The organism is Pseudomonas sp. FSL R10-1339 (assembly GCF_009600545.1).
Classification (GTDB): Bacteria; Pseudomonadota; Gammaproteobacteria; order Pseudomonadales; family Pseudomonadaceae; genus Aquipseudomonas; species Aquipseudomonas bubulae.
Window position 1 is genome coordinate 14,738 of sequence record NZ_WIVQ01000002.1, and the last position, 16,430, is coordinate 31,167.

A 16,430-nucleotide genomic window follows, 5' to 3' on the forward strand; every position below is an offset into this window, starting at 1 on the left:
ATGTGTGTTACCGAGTCAGTATAGGGACGGTTTTTAGATTCGCTAAGGAATAAGAAGCTATTTGTTTATAACTAAAAATAAAAACTTGAGGGTTCTGCACCATGAAAAGCCTGGTCGACCATTTGAGCCAATATGCTGCCTATCACCGCGACCCGCACAATATCGCCACGCATTTCGTGGGCATCCCGCTGATCGTGATTGCCGTTGCAACGCTGCTGTCGCGCCCGCAATGGATGGGTATTTCACCGGCAGTGCTGGTGATGCTGGCCAGTGCCGTGTTTTACCTGCGCCTTGAATTGCGCCTGGGGTTGTTGATGACGCTGCTGCTGGCTTTGACGGTGTGGCTGGGGCACGCGCTGGCAGGTTTGGGCACCGCTGCCTGGCTGGGCTGGGGCATTGGGCTGTTTGTGGTGGGCTGGGTGTTCCAGTTTGTCGGGCACTACTACGAGGGGCGCAAGCCGGCGTTTATCGATGACGTCACCGGGCTGATCGTGGGACCGCTGTTCGTGGTGGTGGAACTGGGGTTTTTGCTGGGCTGGCGCGAGGATTTGCGTCGAGAGATGGCGCTGCGCGCCGGTTAGCGCATTGTGGGAGCGGGCTTGCTCGCGATTGGGCCACCGCAGGGTGAAAGAGTCACCGCGTCGTGGCCATCGCGGGCAAGCCCGCTCCCACAAGGGCAGGTCAGTGTTTGAACGCCTGATGCAACTGCGCCAGGGTTTCGAAGTGGTACTTGGGTGCAAACGAGTTCAGCTCTTCAAAGCTGCCAAAGCCATAGCCCACCGCCGCTGCGTCCATGCCGTTGTCGCGGGCACCGATCAGGTCGTGCTTGCGATCACCGATCATCAGGGTTTGCGCCGGGTCCAGTCCTTGTTCGTTGACCAGATGGGCAATCAGCTCAACCTTGTTGGTGCGGGTACCGTCCAGCTCGCTACCGTAGATCACCTTGAAGTGCCTGGCGAAATCAAAGTGGCGGGCAATTTCGCGGGCATAGATATGCGGCTTTGAGGTAGCGATAAACAGTTGGCGGCCCTGTGCAACCAGCTCTTCCAGCAAGGGAGTGACACCCTCGAACACTTCGTTTTCGTACAGCCCGGTCACGGCAAAACGCTCGCGGTAAAAGCCCATCGCTTCCCACGCCTTCGCCTCGTCGAAGCCATAACTGGCCATGAACTGTTGCAGCAGCGGCGGGCCGATAAAGTGCTCGAGCTTGCTCAGGTCTGGCTCATCAATGCCCAGTTTGCTCAAACCGAACTGGATCGAGCGGGTGATCCCTTCCCGTGGGTCGGTCAGGGTGCCATCGAGGTCGAACAATACGTTCTGGTAATGCATGCAGGGCTCCAAAAAGGGGGGCTTAAACGGGCTGGTCGTAGCCTTCGGCCAAGTGCTGGTCCTTGAGCTTGACGTAATTGCCGGCACTGTAGGTAAAGAAGGCCTTTTCTTTTTCGGTCAATTCGCGCACTTGCTTCACCGGGCTGCCCACATACAGAAAGCCGCTGGCCAGGCGTTTGCCCGGCGGCACCAGACTGCCCGCACCGACGATCACGTCGTCTTCAATCACGGCGCCGTCCATCACGATGCTACCCATGCCGATCAGGATGCGGCTGCCCACGTTACAGCCGTGCAACATGACTTTGTGGGCGATGGTCACGTCATCACCGATCAGCAGCGGGAAGCCTTCAGGGTTGAAGGGCCCGGCGTGGGTGATGTGGAGTACGCAACCGTCCTGCACGCTGGTGCGCGCACCGATGCGTATGCGGTGCATATCGCCGCGAATCACGGTCAGTGGCCAGATGGAACTGTCGGCGCCGATTTCGACGTCACCGATCACCACCGCCGAGCGATCGACAAAGGCACGCTCGCCCAAGGTCGGTGTGTGCTGCTGGAATGGACTAATGGACACAAATAGCTTCCTTCTTTAGCCGTAATAGGGCGTTGCAATGCTGCGGTCAGCGTCGATTGTAATTAAGATGAGCCAATGTTTCTTCCAGCCAAGGTGCCAAACGTGAGCGAGAACAACCCTCTATTGCAGCCCTATGACCTGCCGCCGTTCTCGGCGATCCGTCCTGAGCACGTACAGCCGGCCATCGAGCAGATCCTCGCCGACAACCGTGCCGGCATTCAAGCCATCCTCAAGGATCAGGGCCAGAACCCGACATGGGCCGGCCTGGTATTGGCGATGGATGAGTTGAACGACCGGCTGGGCGCGGCCTGGAGCCCGGTCAGCCACCTTAACGCGGTGTGCAACAGCGCAGAGCTGCGTGAAGCCTATGAGGCCTGCCTGCCGGCATTGAGCGCTTACTCCACCGAGATGGGCCAGAACCGCGAACTGTTCCAGGCCTTTGAAGCCCTGGCCCACAGCCCGCAAGTCGGCGACTTCGACCAGGCCCAGAAAACCATTCTTGAGCATTCGCTGCGCGACTTCCGCCTGTCGGGTATCGACCTGCCGGAGGCCGAGCAAAAGCGTTACGCCGAGGTACAAAGCAAGCTTTCCGAGTTGGGCAGCAAGTTCTCCAACCAGTTGCTGGACGCCACCCAGGCCTGGACCAAGCACATCACCGACGAAACAGCACTGGCGGGCCTGACCGACTCGGCCAAGGCGCAAATGGCGGCTGCCGCACAGGCCAAGGGCCTGGACGGCTGGCTGATCAGCCTCGAGTTCCCCAGCTACTTCCCGGTGATGACCTACGCCGAAGACCGCGCCCTGCGCGAAGAAGTCTACGCGGCTTACTGCACCCGCGCCTCGGACCAGGGCCCGAATGCCGGCAAGTTCGACAACGGCCCGGTAATGGAAGAAATTCTCGACCTGCGTCAGGAGCTGGCCAAGCTGCTGGGTTTTGCCAGCTTCGCCGAGCTGAGCCTGGCCACCAAAATGGCCGAGACACCGGATCAGGTGCTGACCTTCCTGCGTGACCTGGCCAAGCGCAGCAAGCCGTTCGCTGCCCGCGACCTTGAGCAACTGCAAGCCTACGCCAGCGAGCAAGGCACCCCTGAGCTGAAAAGCTGGGACACCGGCTTCTTTGGCGAAAAACTGCGTGAGCAGCGCTACAGCGTGTCGCAAGAAGCCCTGCGCGCCTACTTCCCGATCGACAAGGTACTGGGCGGGCTGTTCGCCATTGTCCAGCGCCTGTACGGCATCGAAATTGCCGAAATCAAAGGTTTCGATACCTGGCACCCGGATGTTCGCCTGTTCGAAATCAAGGAAAACGGCCAGCACGTCGGGCGCTTCTTCTTCGACCTCTATGCCCGCGCCAACAAGCGTGGCGGTGCCTGGATGGACGGTGCTCGCGACCGTCGCCGCACCGCAGCCGGCAAGCTGCAAAGCCCGGTGGCCAACCTGGTGTGCAACTTCACTCCAGCCGTTGCGGGCAAGCCTGCACTGCTGACCCACGACGAAGTGACCACCCTGTTCCACGAATTCGGCCACGGCTTGCACCATATGCTGACCGAGATCGAACACGCGGGTGTGTCGGGCATCAACGGCGTAGCCTGGGATGCGGTCGAGCTGCCGAGCCAGTTCATGGAGAACTGGTGCTGGGAACCTGAAGGCCTGGCGCTGATTTCCAGCCACTACGAAACCGGCGAAGCACTGCCAAAAGACCTGCTGGATAAAATGCTCGCAGCCAAGAACTTCCAGTCCGGGCTGATGATGATTCGTCAGCTGGAGTTCTCGTTGTTTGACTTCGAACTGCACGCCACCCACGGTGACGGTCGCAGCGTTGCGCAGGTGCTTGACGGCATCCGCGACGAAGTCTCGGTGATGCGTCCGCCTGCCTACAATCGCTTCCCGAACAGCTTTGCGCATATTTTCGCCGGCGGTTACGCCGCGGGTTACTACAGCTACAAGTGGGCAGAAGTGCTGTCGGCCGATGCGTTCTCGCGTTTTGAAGAAGAAGGCGTGTTCAACCCGCACACCGGCAAAGCGTTCCGCCAGGCGATCCTGGCCCGTGGCGGCTCGAAGGCACCGATGGAGCTGTTCAAGGACTTCCGTGGCCGTGAGCCGTCGATTGACGCCCTGTTGCGTCACAGCGGCCTGACCGAGGACTCGGCAGCATGAGTGATGCACCGGTGAACGTGAGCAAAAAACGCTTTATCGCCGGGGCTGTCTGCCCGGCGTGCAGCGAACCTGACAAGTTGATGATGTGGAACGAAGACGAAGTGCCGCACCGCGAATGCGTGGCCTGCGGTTATTCGGATACGTTGAATGAACAGGGTTTGTCGGTGCCCAAGGAGTTGGGTACGCGGGTCAATACGTCAGCGCTGAAAAAAGCACCGGATCCCAAGGTGCAGGCGGTGCAGTTTTTTCCTAATCCGAAACTGAAAAAGCCCTGAAGATCAACAGCCCCTCACCCTCTCCCTCCGGGAGAGGGTTGGGGTGAGGGCGCTCGTGCTTTTAAGCCTTCTGCCACACCTTGGGCTTGAAGAACAACGTCTCGCCGCGCGCCAGATCGGTCAGGCTGTCATGGTCCTTGACCACTTCCACTTCGATCAACTCGCTCTGCCCTTCAACCTTCAATGTCACCCGGGTGGTTGCACCCAATGGGCGAATGTCACGCACCTCTGCAGCATGATGGTCTTCGATCTCGTGACGCGACAGTGACACTTCATGCGGACGGAACAGCACATGCTGGTCCTCACCGATATGCAGGCGGTTGGAGTCACCCAGGAAGTGATACACAAAGTCGCTGGCCGGGTTTTCATAGACTTCGCCCGGTGAGCCGATCTGCTCGATTACACCCTTGTTCATCACCACGATACGGTCGGCGACTTCCATCGCTTCTTCCTGGTCATGGGTCACGAACACGGAGGTCAGGTTGATATCTTCGTGCAGGCGCGCCAGCCAGCGGCGCAGTTCTTTACGCACCTTGGCGTCCAACGCACCAAACGGCTCGTCCAGCAGCAGTACCTTGGGTTCGACGGCCAATGCTCGGGCCAGGGCGATACGCTGACGCTGACCGCCTGACAGCTGCTCAGGGTAGCGATCCGACAGCCAGTCCAGCTGCACCATGTTCAGCAACTCGTGGACTTTTTCAGCGATGCGGGTTTCGCTCGGGCGTTCCTTTTTCGGCTTCATGCGCAGGCCGAAAGCCACGTTATCGAACACCGTCATATGGCGGAACAGGGCGTAATGCTGGAACACAAAACCGACGTTGCGATCACGCACATCGTGCCCAGAGACGTCTTCACCGTGGAACACGATGTTGCCTTCGTCCGGGGTTTCGAGGCCGGCGATAATGCGCAGCAAAGTGGTCTTGCCGCAGCCCGACGGGCCGAGCAGGGCCACCAGCTCACCGCTATGAATGTCCAGATTGATGCTGTTCAGGGCCTTGAAGGCATTGAAGTTCTTGCTGACGTTACGGACTTCGATCGACATGGTTTATTCCTCCGCGGCGCTGGCGCGCAGGCGGTTAATACGGGATTCGCTCCACTGCTTGAGCAGCAGGATGAAGAGCGCCAGGATCAGCAACAGGGTGGCCACGGCGAAGGCGGCAACGTGGTTGTATTCGTTGTAGAGAATCTCGACGTGCAGCGGCAGGGTGTTGGTCACCCCGCGAATGTGCCCGGAAACCACCGACACCGCACCGAACTCACCCATCGCCCGCGCAGTACACAGCACCACGCCGTAGATCAGGCCCCATTTGATATTGGGTACGGTCACGTGCCAGAACATTTGCCAGCCGTTGGCGCCCAGCAGGCGTGCGGCCTCCTCTTCCTGAGTGCCCTGCTCCTGCATCAGCGGGATCAGTTCCCGGGCCACAAAGGGCACGGTCACGAAGATGGTGGCCAGCACGATACCCGGCAAGGCGAATACGATCTGGATGTCGTGGTCCTGCAACCACGGACCGAGAAAGCCCTGCGCGCCAAACATCAGCACGTAGACCAGACCGGCGATCACCGGTGAGACTGAAAACGGCAGGTCGATCAGGGTGACCAGGATGCTCTTGCCGCGAAAGCTGTACTTGCTCACGCACCAGGCCGCGCTGACGCCGAAGACCACGTTCAGTGGCACCGAAATCACCACGGCGATAATGGTCAGCTTGAGGGCCGACAGGGCGTCGGGTTCGAGGATGGCGTCGAAAAAAGTACCGACCCCCATTTTCAAACCCTGGGACACCACGATCAGCAGCGGCAGCAGCAGGAACAGGGTGAAAAACAACCAGCCGAAGCCGATCAGCAGGCGCCGCGACAGCGGGCTGCCACGGCGGGCGGCATTGGCCACGGATGAAGCGCTCTGTGTTGAGCTGGACATGGTCAGGCCTCCTTCACGGTTTTTCGATGCGACGCTGAATCAAATTGATGATCAGCAGCAAAATGAAGGAAACCACCAGCATCATCACGCCAATGGCCGTGGCGCCGGTGTAGTCGTACTGGTCCAGCTTGACCATGATCAGCAGCGGCAGGATTTCGGTTTTGAACGGCATGTTACCCGCGATAAAAATCACCGAGCCGTACTCGCCCACACCGCGGGCAAAGGCCAGGGCAAAACCGGTCAACCAGGCGGGCAGCAAGGCTGGCACCAGGATGTAGCGGAACACTTGCAGGGGCTTGGCGCCCAGGCAGGCAGCGGCTTCTTCGATTTCACGGGGGATATCGGCCAGCACTGGCTGCACGGTGCGCACCACAAACGGCAGCGTGACGAACGTCAGTGCCAGGGTGATGCCCATCGGGGTGTAGGCAATCTTGAAACCCAGGTCGTTGGCGAACTGGCCGATCCAGCCGTTGGGGGCGTACAGGGCTGTCAGGGCGATACCGGCCACGGCAGTCGGCAGGGCAAACGGCAGGTCGATCATGGCATCGATGACCTTGCGTCCGGGGAAGGTATAGCGCACCAGCACCCAGGCCAGCACGGTGCCGATAACGCCGTTGATAATGGCGGCGACAAAGGCGGTGCCAAAGCTCAGTTGCAGGGCGGCCAGCACCCGGGGGGCAGTGATAATGGCCCAGAACTGGTCCCAGGTCAGTTGGGCGGCATGCACGAACATCGCAGCCAGCGGGATCAGCACAATCAGACTGAGGTACACCAAGGTGTAGCCCAGTGTCAGCCCGAAGCCGGGTATGACGGGGGAGATACGACGAGACATAAGAGTCCTTGGTTAACGCACGAAGCCCGCAACTCGGTCGCGGGCTCTATGTTCTAGCTTTCAGCGAGGCCAAAGGCCCCACCCCACAGGTTACTGCGCCTGGTAGATCTGGTCGAACACACCACCGTCATTGAAAAATTTCGGCTGCGCAGTTTTCCAGCCACCGAAGTCTTTGTCGATAGTCACAAGTTCCAGTTTCGGAAACTGCTGTGCGTACTTGGCAGCGATTGCTGCGTCACGCGGGCGGTAGAAATTTTTTGCAGCAATTTCCTGGCCGGCCGGGCTGTACAGGTGTTCGAGGTAGGCTTTGGCGATTTCGGCATTGCCCTTTTTATCGGCGTTTTTGTCGACTACAGCCACTGGCGGCTCAGCCAGGATCGACAGGGAAGGTACGACGATGTCGAATTTATCGGTACCGCCATCCTCCTTGAGTGCCAGGAATGCTTCGTTTTCCCAGGCCAGCAACACATCACCCTGACCGTTGTTGACGAAGGTGATGGTCGAACCGCGTGCACCGGTGTCCAGCACTGGCACGTGTTTGAACAGGGTTTTTACATATTCTTTGGCTTTTTCTTCGTTGCCGCCGTTGGCTTTCAGGCCGTAAGCGTAGGCTGCAAGGAAGTTCCAGCGCGCGCCGCCGCTGGTTTTAGGGTTCGGGGTAATGACCGATACGCCGTCCTTGGTCAGGTCGCCCCAGTCCTTGATGCCTTTAGGGTTGCCCTTGCGCACCAGGAACACGATGGTCGAGGTGTACGGGGTGCTGGCGTCCGGCAGGCGGGTTTGCCAGTTTTCCGGCAGCGAGCCCTTGTTCAGCCTGGCGATTTCGTCGATGTCACCGGCCAGGGCCAGGGTTACCACGTCAGCGCGCAGGCCGTCGACCACGCCGCGGGCCTGTTTGCCCGAGCCGCCGTGGGATTGCTGGATTTTGACGTTGTCACCCGGGTGGCTGGCTTTCCAGAACTGGGTGAACTCAGTGTTGTAATCCTGGTACAGCTCGCGGGTTGGATCGTAGGAAACGTTCAACAACTCGTAATCTTTGGCTACAGCGGAGCCAGCAAAAATGGCACTGGCCAGCGCGGCCAAAGCGTAACGGCGTAGGGACATAGGTGAGGCTCCAAAGCATTTTTTAATTTTTATTGAGCGCACTCAGGTGAATGCGCTTGAACGATTCAGGCGTTTTTCTGACTCGGGTTTTGCAGGCGGAATTTCTCTTTGCGTTCGATCTGCACCACTTGCGCGTTATGCACAGTGATTTCCACAGCACCAAAGCGCAGGTCTCGCAGCGCGCTCTGGATTTCCCGCAGGATGGTTGCTTCGTCCTGGCCGTCAACGCTACGCAGAGATGCGCTCATGGTGCTGCTCCTGAAAATGGGGTGCCGACAGGGTTGCTGGCGTAGGGGCAATAGTAGTGAGGTGTAGATATTCTTAAAAATACTATTTAAGAATGTTTATATAACTGAAAGCTCAAAATAGGCGCTTGAGCACCATGTGTAGCAGCTGCCGAAGGCTGCGTCCGGTTGCGAAGCGACCGTAAATACTGCGCGCGATGTTTTTCTGACACAGCGCAGGGCTCGGTTTTACGACCGCGGCGCGGCCGGACGCAGCCTCGTTCCTTCGGCAGCTGCTACGAATTTCCCAGCGGCAAAGTGGGACGCGACTACACTCCAACTGCCTTATAACGACAGGATGTTTTGCAAAGGTGGGAACTGTTGCTGGACAGTCAGCACAAGTGGGATCACCTTAGAGCGGCTGTCGTCTTTTCCTGCATAGTCTGGAGTCTTTATGTCGTTTACCCCTGAGTTGGTTGCCGAACTGGAAGTCCTTGCACTGTTTGACTTGGAAAGTACCCTTGAGGGCCTGAAGATTCATCAACATGCCGCGCCAGAAAAAGTCGCCGCGGCGCAGCGCCTGTTCGAGAAAAAACTGATCGATCAACCCGATGGTGGCTATCTGACAAGCCTGGGACGTGATGCTGCCGAAAGTGTCCAAGTACTGCTGTCGATTCTTGTTGAATCCAAAGAAGTTGCCTGACGCCACGCCCCGCCCTCGGGATCTGAACGATTAATGATTCCGCGGGCACACTTATCTCCGCCCGCACTGAACCAGAGAACTGAGCGACAGGTTCTCCAGCAGTTGCGTGGGCGCTTTTTGCGCGTCAATCAGGGTCGCCTGGCCCGAGCGGTAGAGGGGTTGGCCCCTCGCCAACAAGCGCTACTGAACCTGTTGGCGCTGCTCTTTCATATCAATCACCCGCTCTTGCCCGGTTATGTGTCTGACTGCACTCCCGCCGGGGTGTCGGGTTATAAACCTGACGCACTCGCCCTCGCCTCTGCCCGACATCTGGTTCACGACTTTTCTTGCAGCATGGGCAGCGCTTGCCAGTCACAACCGATCCATGGGCTTTTTTTGATGGGCAGCCTCGGCACATTGGCCCAGACCGCGCAAAGCGATATGGACGTGTGGGTTTGCCTCGCTCCGGACTTGAATGATGCCGCCGTGTCGGCCTTGCGCAAAAAATGCCGACGCCTGGAAGCCTGGGCGACGAGCCAGGGCTGTGAAGCACACTTCTTTTTGATCGATGCACAATTGCGCAACGACGAGGGCGACGAGCCACGACAGAGGTTGCTGCTCGATGAGTTTTATCGCACCGCCATCTGGCTCGCCGGGCGCACACCGATGTGGTGGTGGGTGCCGGTGCATGAGGAAGCGCGGTACGCTGAATTCGCCTGTGGGCTACTGGAAACAGGGGTAATCGACCGTGACGAAACCATTGATCTTGGCCACCTGGCCCATATTGCCCCCGGCGAGTTTCTGGGCGCCGGGCTGTGGCAATTGCTCAAGGGCATTGAGGCGCCCTACAAGTCGCTGCTCAAGCTGCTGCTGATTGAGGTGTACGCCAGCGAGCACCCGCAGGTGAGCTGCCTGAGCCTGGGGTTCAAACAGAGGGTGTACGCCAATCAACTGGATCTGGATGAGATGGCCCCCTACGTGGTGGTCTACCGACGTATTGAGCGTTACCTCGAGGGCCGGGGCGAGTTGCAGCGACTGGAACTGGTTCGCCGCAGCCTCTACCTGAAGGTCGGCCACGAGTTGAGCAATGGCGAGGCAGGCATGTTGTGGCAGCGGCGGTTACTCAAGCGCCTGACCCGCGAATGGGGCTGGGATGAGCAGCACCTGGCAATGCTCGACAATCGCTCGCAATGGCAGGCGCAGCAGGTCAGTCATGAGCGTCGGGCCCTGGCCCGGGAGCTGAGCGTCAGCTACCGGTCTTTGCGTCAGTTTGCCCGTGACGAGCAAACGCCTGCGCTGTGACATGACTGATCCGGAAGGTCTTAAGCGCTGAAATCGCTTGCTGCTTTTGGCTGGTATTCCACTTCAAGCAGTTCCAGCTTGAGGGTCTTGCCACCGGGAGCAGGCCAGTTGATGTGCTGGCCAACTTGCAGCCCCAGCAACGCGCTGCCCACAGGGGCCAGAATCGAAATCTTGCCTTCGTCGGCGTTGGCGTCTTTTGGGTATACCAGCGTCAGGCGGTAGTCCTTGCCACTGCTTTCTTCGCGACAATGCACACGGGAATTCATGGTCACGACGCCGGCAGGCACTTCTTCGTGGCCAACGATGGTTTCGGCGCGATCGAGCTCGGCTTGCAGTGCCTCAATGCCAGGAGTCGTTTCTGGCAAGCTGTCGATCAATTGCTCCAGACGCTGTACGTCCAGGCGGGTGAGGATGAGTGGGGTTGGTGTGCTCATGACCTGGCAGACTCCTTTTTTCTGCACGAAAAAGCAAAACCCCGCCGGAATATGGCGGGGTTTTGACGAACCTCGTTAGTGCGAGGCGAACCCGGACACTACCACAGCAAAATAAATACACAAGCAGGGGGGACACTGCCCCCTGATTGCGTACGACGATTATCCGTAGCAGCTGCCGCAGGCTGCGTTCGGCGACGCAGTCGTCGTAAAGTCAGGCTCTGCGGTGTGTCAGTTGAACAAAGGGCTCAGGTTTTGCGATTGCTACGCAATCGAACGCAGCCTGCGGCAGCTGCTACGGGAGCCGCTGCCGCAATTGGGCCTGTTCACAAATCACCCGGCGCCGCTGGTCGTCTGCCGAGCGCCACTCGCGAATATCTTCAACGTGGCGAAAACAGCCCAGGCAGACTTTGTGCTCATCCAGCCGGCAGGTGCTGATGCAGGGGGACGGCACTGCCGGACTGACGTTACTGTAGAGCGGTTTTGCAGGTTTAGCAGAAGCGGTCACTGTCAGATCTCTTCAAATTCCAGCTCGGCGCCTGCGTGTTCCAGTGTCAGGCGCTGAACCATTTCGCTGAGCAGCTCGTCGCTTTTATCGCACTTCCACGAACTGCGTTTTTCATCGTAGTCGAAGTGAAAACCGCCGCTGGGGGCCGCCAGCCAGAGCTGCAGCAGCGGCGCCTGACGGCTGAAGATCAGGGCTTTGCCATTCTCGAACTTGATTGTCAGGATGCCGGCGGAATTCTCTACATCTACATCCAGATCAGAGTCATCAAAGATGTCTTCCAGATTTTCCTGGGTGGCATCGACCAGATCGTGAAAACGGGCTTCAGTCAAACTCATGGTGGAACCTCGTAATATCTAGTCATGCTCGGAGCTCGCAAGATACGGGCGCTCCAGGCCGATTGCAAACCCCATAACAGCCATCTGCCCGCGACCACTGATCATCCACACAGGACGTAACGCTCGGCCGCTCTGCTGCATAGGCAAGCTGGTGGGTGCTCGGTATACTCGGGCGCAATTAATGCTTTTCAAAGGATTTCGCCATGAAGCGCCTGATCTCTTCTATTGCTGCGCTCGTCGCGGTCGCCTGCCTTGTTTCTGCCTGTGGTCAAAAAGGACCGCTGTATCTTCCCGATGACAGCAAATCCCCTGAAGACCAAGCGAAGTCGTCGCAATCGCAATCGCACAAGCACCAATAAGGGAACACCATGGACGCTTTTAATTACCGGGACGGCGAGCTGTTCGCCGAAGGTGTTGCGCTGACGGCCATTGCCGAGCGTTTTGGCACGCCGACGTATGTTTATTCCCGGGCACACATCGAGGCGCAGTACAACGCTTTCGCCGATGCCCTGAACGGCATGCCGCACCTGGTGTGCTTCGCGGTCAAGGCCAACTCCAACCTGGGCGTGCTCAATGTCCTGGCGCGTCTGGGCGCCGGTTTTGACATCGTGTCCCGTGGCGAGCTAGAGCGTGTTCTGGCCGCTGGCGGCACGGCTGACAAGATCGTGTTTTCCGGTGTCGGCAAAACCCGCGATGACATGCGTCGCGCTCTGGAAGTGGGCGTGCACTGCTTCAACGTCGAGTCCACCGAAGAGCTTGAGCGCTTGCAGGTGGTGGCCGCCGAAATGGGCGTTCGCGCCCCGATTTCGCTGCGGGTCAACCCGGACGTCGATGCGGGAACCCACCCGTACATCTCCACCGGTCTGAAAGAAAACAAGTTCGGCATCGCCATCGCTGACGCCGAAGATGTCTACATCCGTGCCGCTCAATTGCCGAACCTGGAAGTGGTCGGTGTCGATTGCCATATCGGCTCCCAACTGACCACCCTCGAACCGTTCATCGACGCTCTCGATCGCCTGCTGGCACTGATCGACCGACTGGGCGATTGCGGCATCTACCTGCGCCATATCGACCTCGGTGGCGGCCTGGGCGTGCGTTACCGCGATGAAGAGCCGCCACTGGCCGGTGATTACATCAAGGCCGTGCGTGAGCGCCTCGACGGGCGTGACCTGGCGCTGGTGTTCGAGCCGGGTCGCTACATCGTGGCCAATGCTGGCGTGCTGCTGACTCAGGTCGAGTACCTCAAGCACACCGAGCACAAGGATTTCGCCATCGTCGATGCGGCGATGAACGATCTGATCCGCCCGGCCCTGTACCAGGCCTGGATGGACGTGACTGCAGTTCGCCCGCGTGACAGCGAAGCCCGCGCCTACGACATCGTCGGCCCGATCTGCGAAACCGGTGACTTCCTGGCCAAGGACCGCCAGCTGGCGCTGGCCGAAGGTGATTTGCTGGCCGTGCATTCGGCCGGTGCCTATGGTTTTGTCATGAGCTCGAACTACAACACCCGTGGCCGCGCCGCCGAAGTACTGGTGGATGGCGATCAGGCGTTTGAAGTGCGTCGTCGCGAGACTGTTGCCGAGTTGTTTGCTGGCGAAAGCCTGCTGCCGGAGTAAACCCATGTTGCTGCGTTTTACCAAAATGCACGGCCTGGGCAATGATTTCATGGTTCTCGACCTGGTCAGCCAGCACGCGCACATCCTGCCCAAGCATGCCAAGCAATGGGGTGACAGGCACACGGGTGTCGGCTTTGATCAGCTATTGATCGTTGAAGCACCGAGTAACCCGGAGGTGGACTTCCGTTACCGGATCTTCAACTCCGACGGTTCCGAAGTGGAGCAATGCGGCAACGGGGCGCGCTGCTTTGCGCGCTTCGTGCTCGACAAGCGCCTGACCACCAAGCGCCAGATCAAGGTCGAAACCAAGAGCGGCATTATCGAACTGAACGTGCGCAGCGATGGGCAAATCAGCGTCGACATGGGGCCGCCGCGCCTGGTTCCGGCAGATATCCCGTTTGTGGCCGACGCCCAGGCGTTGAGCTATGAGCTGGAAGTCGATGGCCAGACCGTCGAGTTGGCTGCCGTTTCGATGGGCAACCCCCATGCGGTGCTGCGCGTAGACGATATCAACGCTGCACCGGTGCATGAACTGGGCCCCAAAATTGAACACCATCCGCGCTTTCCCGCACGGGTCAATGTCGGTTTTCTGCACGTGATAGATCGTCAGCGCGGGCAACTGCGGGTCTGGGAACGCGGCGCCGGGGAAACCCAGGCCTGCGGCACCGGTGCCTGTGCAGCGGCCGTGGCAGCCATCAGCCAGGGCTGGATGGACTCACCGCTGATCCTCGATCTGCCTGGCGGCCGGTTGTCCATCGAATGGGCAGGCCCTGGCCACTCTGTGATCATGACCGGCCCGGCCATGCGTGTTTACGAAGGACAAGTCCGTTTATGAGCGAGCGCAACCGATGACCGACAAGACGCAGCCAGCAGCACTCGACGTCCCAGTGGATAACTCGCAAGCCGCAACGGTTGCAGCGTATCTGCAGGAGCATCCGGATTTCTTCAGCCAGCGCGAAGAGCTGTTGCTGTCGCTGCGCATTCCGCATCAGCGTGGCGACACCATTTCGCTGGTGGAACGTCAACTGGAGCTGCTGCGCAGTCGCAATATCGAGATGCGTCATCGCTTGTCGCAACTGATGGACGTGGCCCGTGACAACGACCGTCTGTTCGAAAAAACCCGTCGCCTGAACCTGGCCCTGATGGACGCCACCAGCCTCGAAGAGCTGGTGATTGCCGTCGAAGACAGCCTGCGCCAAGACTTCCAGGTGCCCTTTGTCAGCCTGGTGCTGTTTGGTGACAACCCGATGCCGGTCGGCCGTTGGGTCAGCAGCGCCGATGCGCAACGGGCGCTGGGTGGCTTGTTGACTGAAGGCAAGACCGTCAGCGGCAGCTTGCGCGAGCACGAGCTGGACTTCCTGTTTGGCGAAGAGCAGCGCAAGCAAATCGGTTCCACGGCCGTGGTAGCCCTTAATCATCTGGGGTTGCACGGTGTACTGGCGATTGCCAGTCGCGATCCGCAGCACTACAAAAGCTCGGTGGGCACGCTGTTCCTCGGCTATATCGCCGAAGTGCTGGGCCGGGTGCTGCCGCGCTTTACCAACGCGCTGCGCTCGGTGCGCTAGATGGAACGGCAACTGGACGCTTACTGCATTCACCTGCGCAGTGAGCGCCAGGTGTCCCCCCATACGCTTGAGGCCTACCGCCGCGACCTGAACAAGGTGCTGGCGTTTTGCGCCAAGGAATCAATCCCCAGCTGGGCGGCACTGGATATCCAGCGCATGCGCCAACTGGTGTCGCGTCTGCATCAGCAAGGGCAGTCCTCGCGCAGTATTGCCCGTCTGCTGTCGGCGGTACGCGGGCTTTATCACTACCTCAATCGAGAAGGCCTGTGCGACCACGATCCGGCAAACGGCCTGGCCCCGCCAAAAGGCGAACGTCGCCTGCCCAAGACCCTGGATACCGATCGCGCCCTGCAATTGCTGGAGGGTGGTGTCGAGGACGATTTTCTGGCCCAACGCGATCAGGCCATTCTGGAGCTGTTTTACTCGTCGGGCCTGCGCTTGTCGGAGCTGACCGGGCTAAATCTGGAACAGCTGGATCTGGCTGACGGGCTGGTCGAAGTGCTCGGCAAAGGCAGCAAGACCCGCGTGCTGCCCGTCGGCAAGAAGGCCCGGGAGGCGCTTCAGGCCTGGCTGGCAGTGCGGTTGCTGGCCAACCCCAAGGACGACGCCGTATTCGTCAGCCAGCGTGGTACGCGCCTTGGGCCAAGGGCAATTCAAATGCGGGTCAAGGCTGCCGGTGAGCGTGAGCTGGGACAGAATCTGCACCCGCACATGCTGCGCCATTCATTTGCCAGCCATCTGCTGGAGTCCTCCCAGGACTTGCGTGCCGTGCAAGAGTTGCTCGGGCATGCGGACATCAAAACCACGCAAATTTATACTCATCTGGATTTCCAGCATCTGGCATCGGTCTACGACAGCGCCCATCCAAGGGCCAAACGCAGTAAGGACAGTGAATGACGATTGAGCTGATTACCTTCGACCTCGACGACACTCTGTGGGACACCGCCCCGGTGATCGTCAGCGCTGAAGCCGTGTTGCGTAACTGGCTGACGGATAACGCACCAAAATTGGGCGCTGTTGAGGCCGGGCATTTCCAGGCGATTCGCGAGCGGGTATTGAGTGAGGAGCCGCAGCTCAAGCACCGGATCAGTGCCCTGCGTCGGCGCATTCTGTTTCATGCGCTGCACGGTGCGGGTTACGCCAACGCTGCGTCTTTGGCCGATGATGCCTTTGAGGTGTTTATTGAGGCGCGTCACGCCCTGGACGTATTCCCCCAGGCCGAGCCGACCCTGATGGTGCTGGCACGGGATTACGCCCTGGGTGTGGTGACCAACGGTAACGCCGATGTGCGAAGAATAGGTTTGGGCCATCACTTCAAGTTTGTGTTGTGTGCTGAAGACATTGGCATTGCCAAACCGGACGCGCGCCTGTTTCACGAAGCGCTGGCGCGCGGTGGCGTGGCAGCAGGGGCGGCGGTGCATGTGGGCGATCACCCCGGTGACGATATTGCCGGAGCGCAATTGGCAGGCCTGCGTGCAGTGTGGTTCAACCCCGGCGGCAAGCACTGGGACGGGGACAAGGCTCCCGATGCGGAAATTGGCTGTTTGAGCGAGTTGCCGCTGGTGTTGAAGCACTTGTAACTGT

20 protein-coding genes and 1 pseudogene are annotated in these 16,430 nt (G+C 59.4%); 11 read left to right on the plus strand and 10 right to left on the minus strand.

All coding sequences use genetic code 11. The features are described 5' to 3' along the window. The first annotated feature begins 101 nt into the window (after positions 1–101). Positions 102–581: a DUF962 domain-containing protein gene (locus GHO03_RS01445; protein WP_094999762.1), complete on the plus strand. Its 480-nt coding sequence runs from the start codon at positions 102–104 to the stop codon at positions 579–581. Positions 582–681: 100 nt separating this feature from the next. On the opposite strand, the gene GHO03_RS01450 is transcribed toward GHO03_RS01445, so the two are convergent. Together GHO03_RS01450 and GHO03_RS01455 are read right to left on the minus strand one after the other, a co-directional pair. Next, entirely contained in the window at positions 682–1,329 is a 648-nt protein-coding gene (locus GHO03_RS01450; protein WP_095024863.1) for an HAD family hydrolase, read from the minus strand. Between the two features lie 22 nt (positions 1,330–1,351). Further along, on the minus strand, positions 1,352–1,900 hold the full coding sequence (locus GHO03_RS01455; protein WP_372241695.1) for a gamma carbonic anhydrase family protein: 549 nt from the start codon (positions 1,898–1,900) through the stop codon (positions 1,352–1,354). 75 nt (positions 1,901–1,975) lie between these two features. Here GHO03_RS01455 and prlC point away from each other — a divergent pair, with 75 nt between their 5' ends. Together prlC and GHO03_RS01465 are read left to right on the plus strand one after the other, a co-directional pair. Further along, positions 1,976–4,054 carry an oligopeptidase A gene (gene prlC / locus GHO03_RS01460; protein WP_153326711.1) on the plus strand — a complete coding sequence of 693 codons (2,079 nt, stop codon included), beginning with the start codon at positions 1,976–1,978 and terminating at the stop codon, positions 4,052–4,054. After that, positions 4,051–4,329 carry a YheV family putative zinc ribbon protein gene (locus GHO03_RS01465; protein WP_094999759.1) on the plus strand — a complete coding sequence of 93 codons (279 nt, stop codon included), beginning with the start codon at positions 4,051–4,053 and terminating at the stop codon, positions 4,327–4,329. Before prlC ends, GHO03_RS01465 begins: the two co-directional genes overlap by 4 nt. Before the next feature lie 61 nt (positions 4,330–4,390). On the opposite strand, the gene GHO03_RS01470 is transcribed toward GHO03_RS01465, so the two are convergent. From GHO03_RS01470 to oscA, 5 genes are all read right to left on the minus strand, one after another. Next, positions 4,391–5,371, minus strand: coding sequence for a sulfate/molybdate ABC transporter ATP-binding protein (locus GHO03_RS01470; protein ID WP_094999758.1), 981 nt, complete (start codon positions 5,369–5,371; stop codon positions 4,391–4,393). A 3-nt stretch (positions 5,372–5,374) separates the two neighbouring features. Further along, positions 5,375–6,247, minus strand: coding sequence for a sulfate ABC transporter permease subunit CysW (gene cysW, locus GHO03_RS01475; RefSeq protein WP_094999757.1), 873 nt, complete (start codon positions 6,245–6,247; stop codon positions 5,375–5,377). Positions 6,248–6,260: 13 nt separating this feature from the next. Beyond that, positions 6,261–7,079: a sulfate ABC transporter permease subunit CysT gene (gene cysT, locus GHO03_RS01480; protein ID WP_095017851.1), complete on the minus strand. Its 819-nt coding sequence runs from the start codon at positions 7,077–7,079 to the stop codon at positions 6,261–6,263. A gap of 90 nt (positions 7,080–7,169) precedes the next feature. Continuing rightward, positions 7,170–8,183 (minus strand): sulfate ABC transporter substrate-binding protein, encoded by a 1,014-nt coding sequence (locus GHO03_RS01485; RefSeq protein ID WP_095017852.1) that lies wholly within the window; start codon positions 8,181–8,183, stop codon positions 7,170–7,172. A 65-nt stretch (positions 8,184–8,248) separates the two neighbouring features. After that, the gene (oscA, locus tag GHO03_RS01490; protein ID WP_016782652.1) at positions 8,249–8,431 is read right to left on the minus strand and encodes a sulfur starvation response protein OscA; all 183 of its coding nucleotides are present in this window, start codon (positions 8,429–8,431) and stop codon (positions 8,249–8,251) included. A 430-nt stretch (positions 8,432–8,861) separates the two neighbouring features. Here oscA and GHO03_RS01495 point away from each other — a divergent pair, with 430 nt between their 5' ends. Next, positions 8,862–9,110 carry a TIGR02647 family protein gene (locus tag GHO03_RS01495; RefSeq protein WP_094999754.1) on the plus strand — a complete coding sequence of 83 codons (249 nt, stop codon included), beginning with the start codon at positions 8,862–8,864 and terminating at the stop codon, positions 9,108–9,110. A gap of 36 nt (positions 9,111–9,146) precedes the next feature. Continuing rightward, a pseudogene (locus GHO03_RS01500) lies at positions 9,147–10,388 on the plus strand (class I adenylate cyclase); the annotation flags it as partial. 23 nt (positions 10,389–10,411) lie between these two features. On the opposite strand, the gene rnk reads toward GHO03_RS01500, so the two are convergent. The 3 genes from rnk to cyaY form a co-directional block, all read right to left on the minus strand. Next, a complete protein-coding gene (gene rnk / locus GHO03_RS01505) occupies positions 10,412–10,825 on the minus strand; it encodes a nucleoside diphosphate kinase regulator (protein ID WP_019828269.1) in 414 nt (137 codons plus the stop codon). 292 nt (positions 10,826–11,117) lie between these two features. Further along, positions 11,118–11,336 (minus strand): DUF1289 domain-containing protein, encoded by a 219-nt coding sequence (locus tag GHO03_RS01510; RefSeq protein WP_153326713.1) that lies wholly within the window; start codon positions 11,334–11,336, stop codon positions 11,118–11,120. Continuing rightward, positions 11,333–11,665, minus strand: a complete 333-nt coding sequence (gene cyaY / locus GHO03_RS01515; RefSeq protein WP_094999751.1) for an iron donor protein CyaY — start codon at positions 11,663–11,665, stop codon at positions 11,333–11,335. The genes GHO03_RS01510 and cyaY overlap by 4 nt, the downstream gene beginning before the upstream one ends. Positions 11,666–11,868: 203 nt before the next feature. On the opposite strand from cyaY, the gene GHO03_RS01520 reads away from it, so the two are divergent. Genes GHO03_RS01520 through GHO03_RS01545 form a run of 6 tightly spaced genes read left to right on the plus strand, consistent with a single transcriptional unit; the run spans position 11,869 to position 16,426 of the window. Beyond that, positions 11,869–12,024 carry a lipoprotein gene (locus GHO03_RS01520; RefSeq protein WP_019828266.1) on the plus strand — a complete coding sequence of 52 codons (156 nt, stop codon included), beginning with the start codon at positions 11,869–11,871 and terminating at the stop codon, positions 12,022–12,024. Between the two features lie 9 nt (positions 12,025–12,033). Further along, positions 12,034–13,281, plus strand: a complete 1,248-nt coding sequence (gene lysA, locus GHO03_RS01525; protein ID WP_094999750.1) for a diaminopimelate decarboxylase — start codon at positions 12,034–12,036, stop codon at positions 13,279–13,281. 4 nt (positions 13,282–13,285) lie between these two features. Continuing rightward, on the plus strand, positions 13,286–14,116 hold the full coding sequence (gene dapF, locus GHO03_RS01530; RefSeq protein ID WP_153398963.1) for a diaminopimelate epimerase: 831 nt from the start codon (positions 13,286–13,288) through the stop codon (positions 14,114–14,116). Positions 14,117–14,129: 13 nt separating this feature from the next. Next, entirely contained in the window at positions 14,130–14,846 is a 717-nt protein-coding gene (locus GHO03_RS01535; RefSeq protein WP_094999748.1) for a DUF484 family protein, read from the plus strand. Then, positions 14,847–15,743 (plus strand): tyrosine recombinase XerC, encoded by an 897-nt coding sequence (gene xerC / locus GHO03_RS01540; RefSeq protein WP_094999747.1) that lies wholly within the window; start codon positions 14,847–14,849, stop codon positions 15,741–15,743. Next, the gene (locus GHO03_RS01545; RefSeq protein ID WP_094999746.1) at positions 15,740–16,426 is read left to right on the plus strand and encodes an HAD family hydrolase; all 687 of its coding nucleotides are present in this window, start codon (positions 15,740–15,742) and stop codon (positions 16,424–16,426) included. The genes xerC and GHO03_RS01545 overlap by 4 nt, the downstream gene beginning before the upstream one ends. The last annotated feature ends 4 nt before the right edge of the window (positions 16,427–16,430 follow it).

Excerpts from the sequence above, each read along its gene's own strand:
- GHO03_RS01445 (WP_094999762.1), top strand. The coding sequence starts at position 102 with ATGAAAAGCCTGGTCGACCATTTGAGCCAATATGCTGCCTATCACCGC.
- GHO03_RS01450 (WP_095024863.1), bottom strand. The coding sequence starts at position 1,329 with ATGCATTACCAGAACGTATTGTTCGACCTCGATGGCACCCTGACCGAC.
- prlC (WP_153326711.1), top strand. The coding sequence starts at position 1,976 with ATGTTTCTTCCAGCCAAGGTGCCAAACGTGAGCGAGAACAACCCTCTA.
- GHO03_RS01465 (WP_094999759.1), top strand. The coding sequence starts at position 4,051 with ATGAGTGATGCACCGGTGAACGTGAGCAAAAAACGCTTTATCGCCGGG.
- GHO03_RS01470 (WP_094999758.1), bottom strand. The coding sequence starts at position 5,371 with ATGTCGATCGAAGTCCGTAACGTCAGCAAGAACTTCAATGCCTTCAAG.
- cysW (WP_094999757.1), bottom strand. The coding sequence starts at position 6,247 with ATGTCCAGCTCAACACAGAGCGCTTCATCCGTGGCCAATGCCGCCCGC.
- cysT (WP_095017851.1), bottom strand. The coding sequence starts at position 7,079 with ATGTCTCGTCGTATCTCCCCCGTCATACCCGGCTTCGGGCTGACACTG.
- GHO03_RS01485 (WP_095017852.1), bottom strand. The coding sequence starts at position 8,183 with ATGTCCCTACGCCGTTACGCTTTGGCCGCGCTGGCCAGTGCCATTTTT.
- oscA (WP_016782652.1), bottom strand. The coding sequence starts at position 8,431 with ATGAGCGCATCTCTGCGTAGCGTTGACGGCCAGGACGAAGCAACCATC.
- GHO03_RS01495 (WP_094999754.1), top strand. The coding sequence starts at position 8,862 with ATGTCGTTTACCCCTGAGTTGGTTGCCGAACTGGAAGTCCTTGCACTG.
- rnk (WP_019828269.1), bottom strand. The coding sequence starts at position 10,825 with ATGAGCACACCAACCCCACTCATCCTCACCCGCCTGGACGTACAGCGT.
- cyaY (WP_094999751.1), bottom strand. The coding sequence starts at position 11,665 with ATGAGTTTGACTGAAGCCCGTTTTCACGATCTGGTCGATGCCACCCAG.
- GHO03_RS01520 (WP_019828266.1), top strand. The coding sequence starts at position 11,869 with ATGAAGCGCCTGATCTCTTCTATTGCTGCGCTCGTCGCGGTCGCCTGC.
- lysA (WP_094999750.1), top strand. The coding sequence starts at position 12,034 with ATGGACGCTTTTAATTACCGGGACGGCGAGCTGTTCGCCGAAGGTGTT.
- dapF (WP_153398963.1), top strand. The coding sequence starts at position 13,286 with ATGTTGCTGCGTTTTACCAAAATGCACGGCCTGGGCAATGATTTCATG.
- GHO03_RS01535 (WP_094999748.1), top strand. The coding sequence starts at position 14,130 with ATGACCGACAAGACGCAGCCAGCAGCACTCGACGTCCCAGTGGATAAC.
- xerC (WP_094999747.1), top strand. The coding sequence starts at position 14,847 with ATGGAACGGCAACTGGACGCTTACTGCATTCACCTGCGCAGTGAGCGC.
- GHO03_RS01545 (WP_094999746.1), top strand. The coding sequence starts at position 15,740 with ATGACGATTGAGCTGATTACCTTCGACCTCGACGACACTCTGTGGGAC.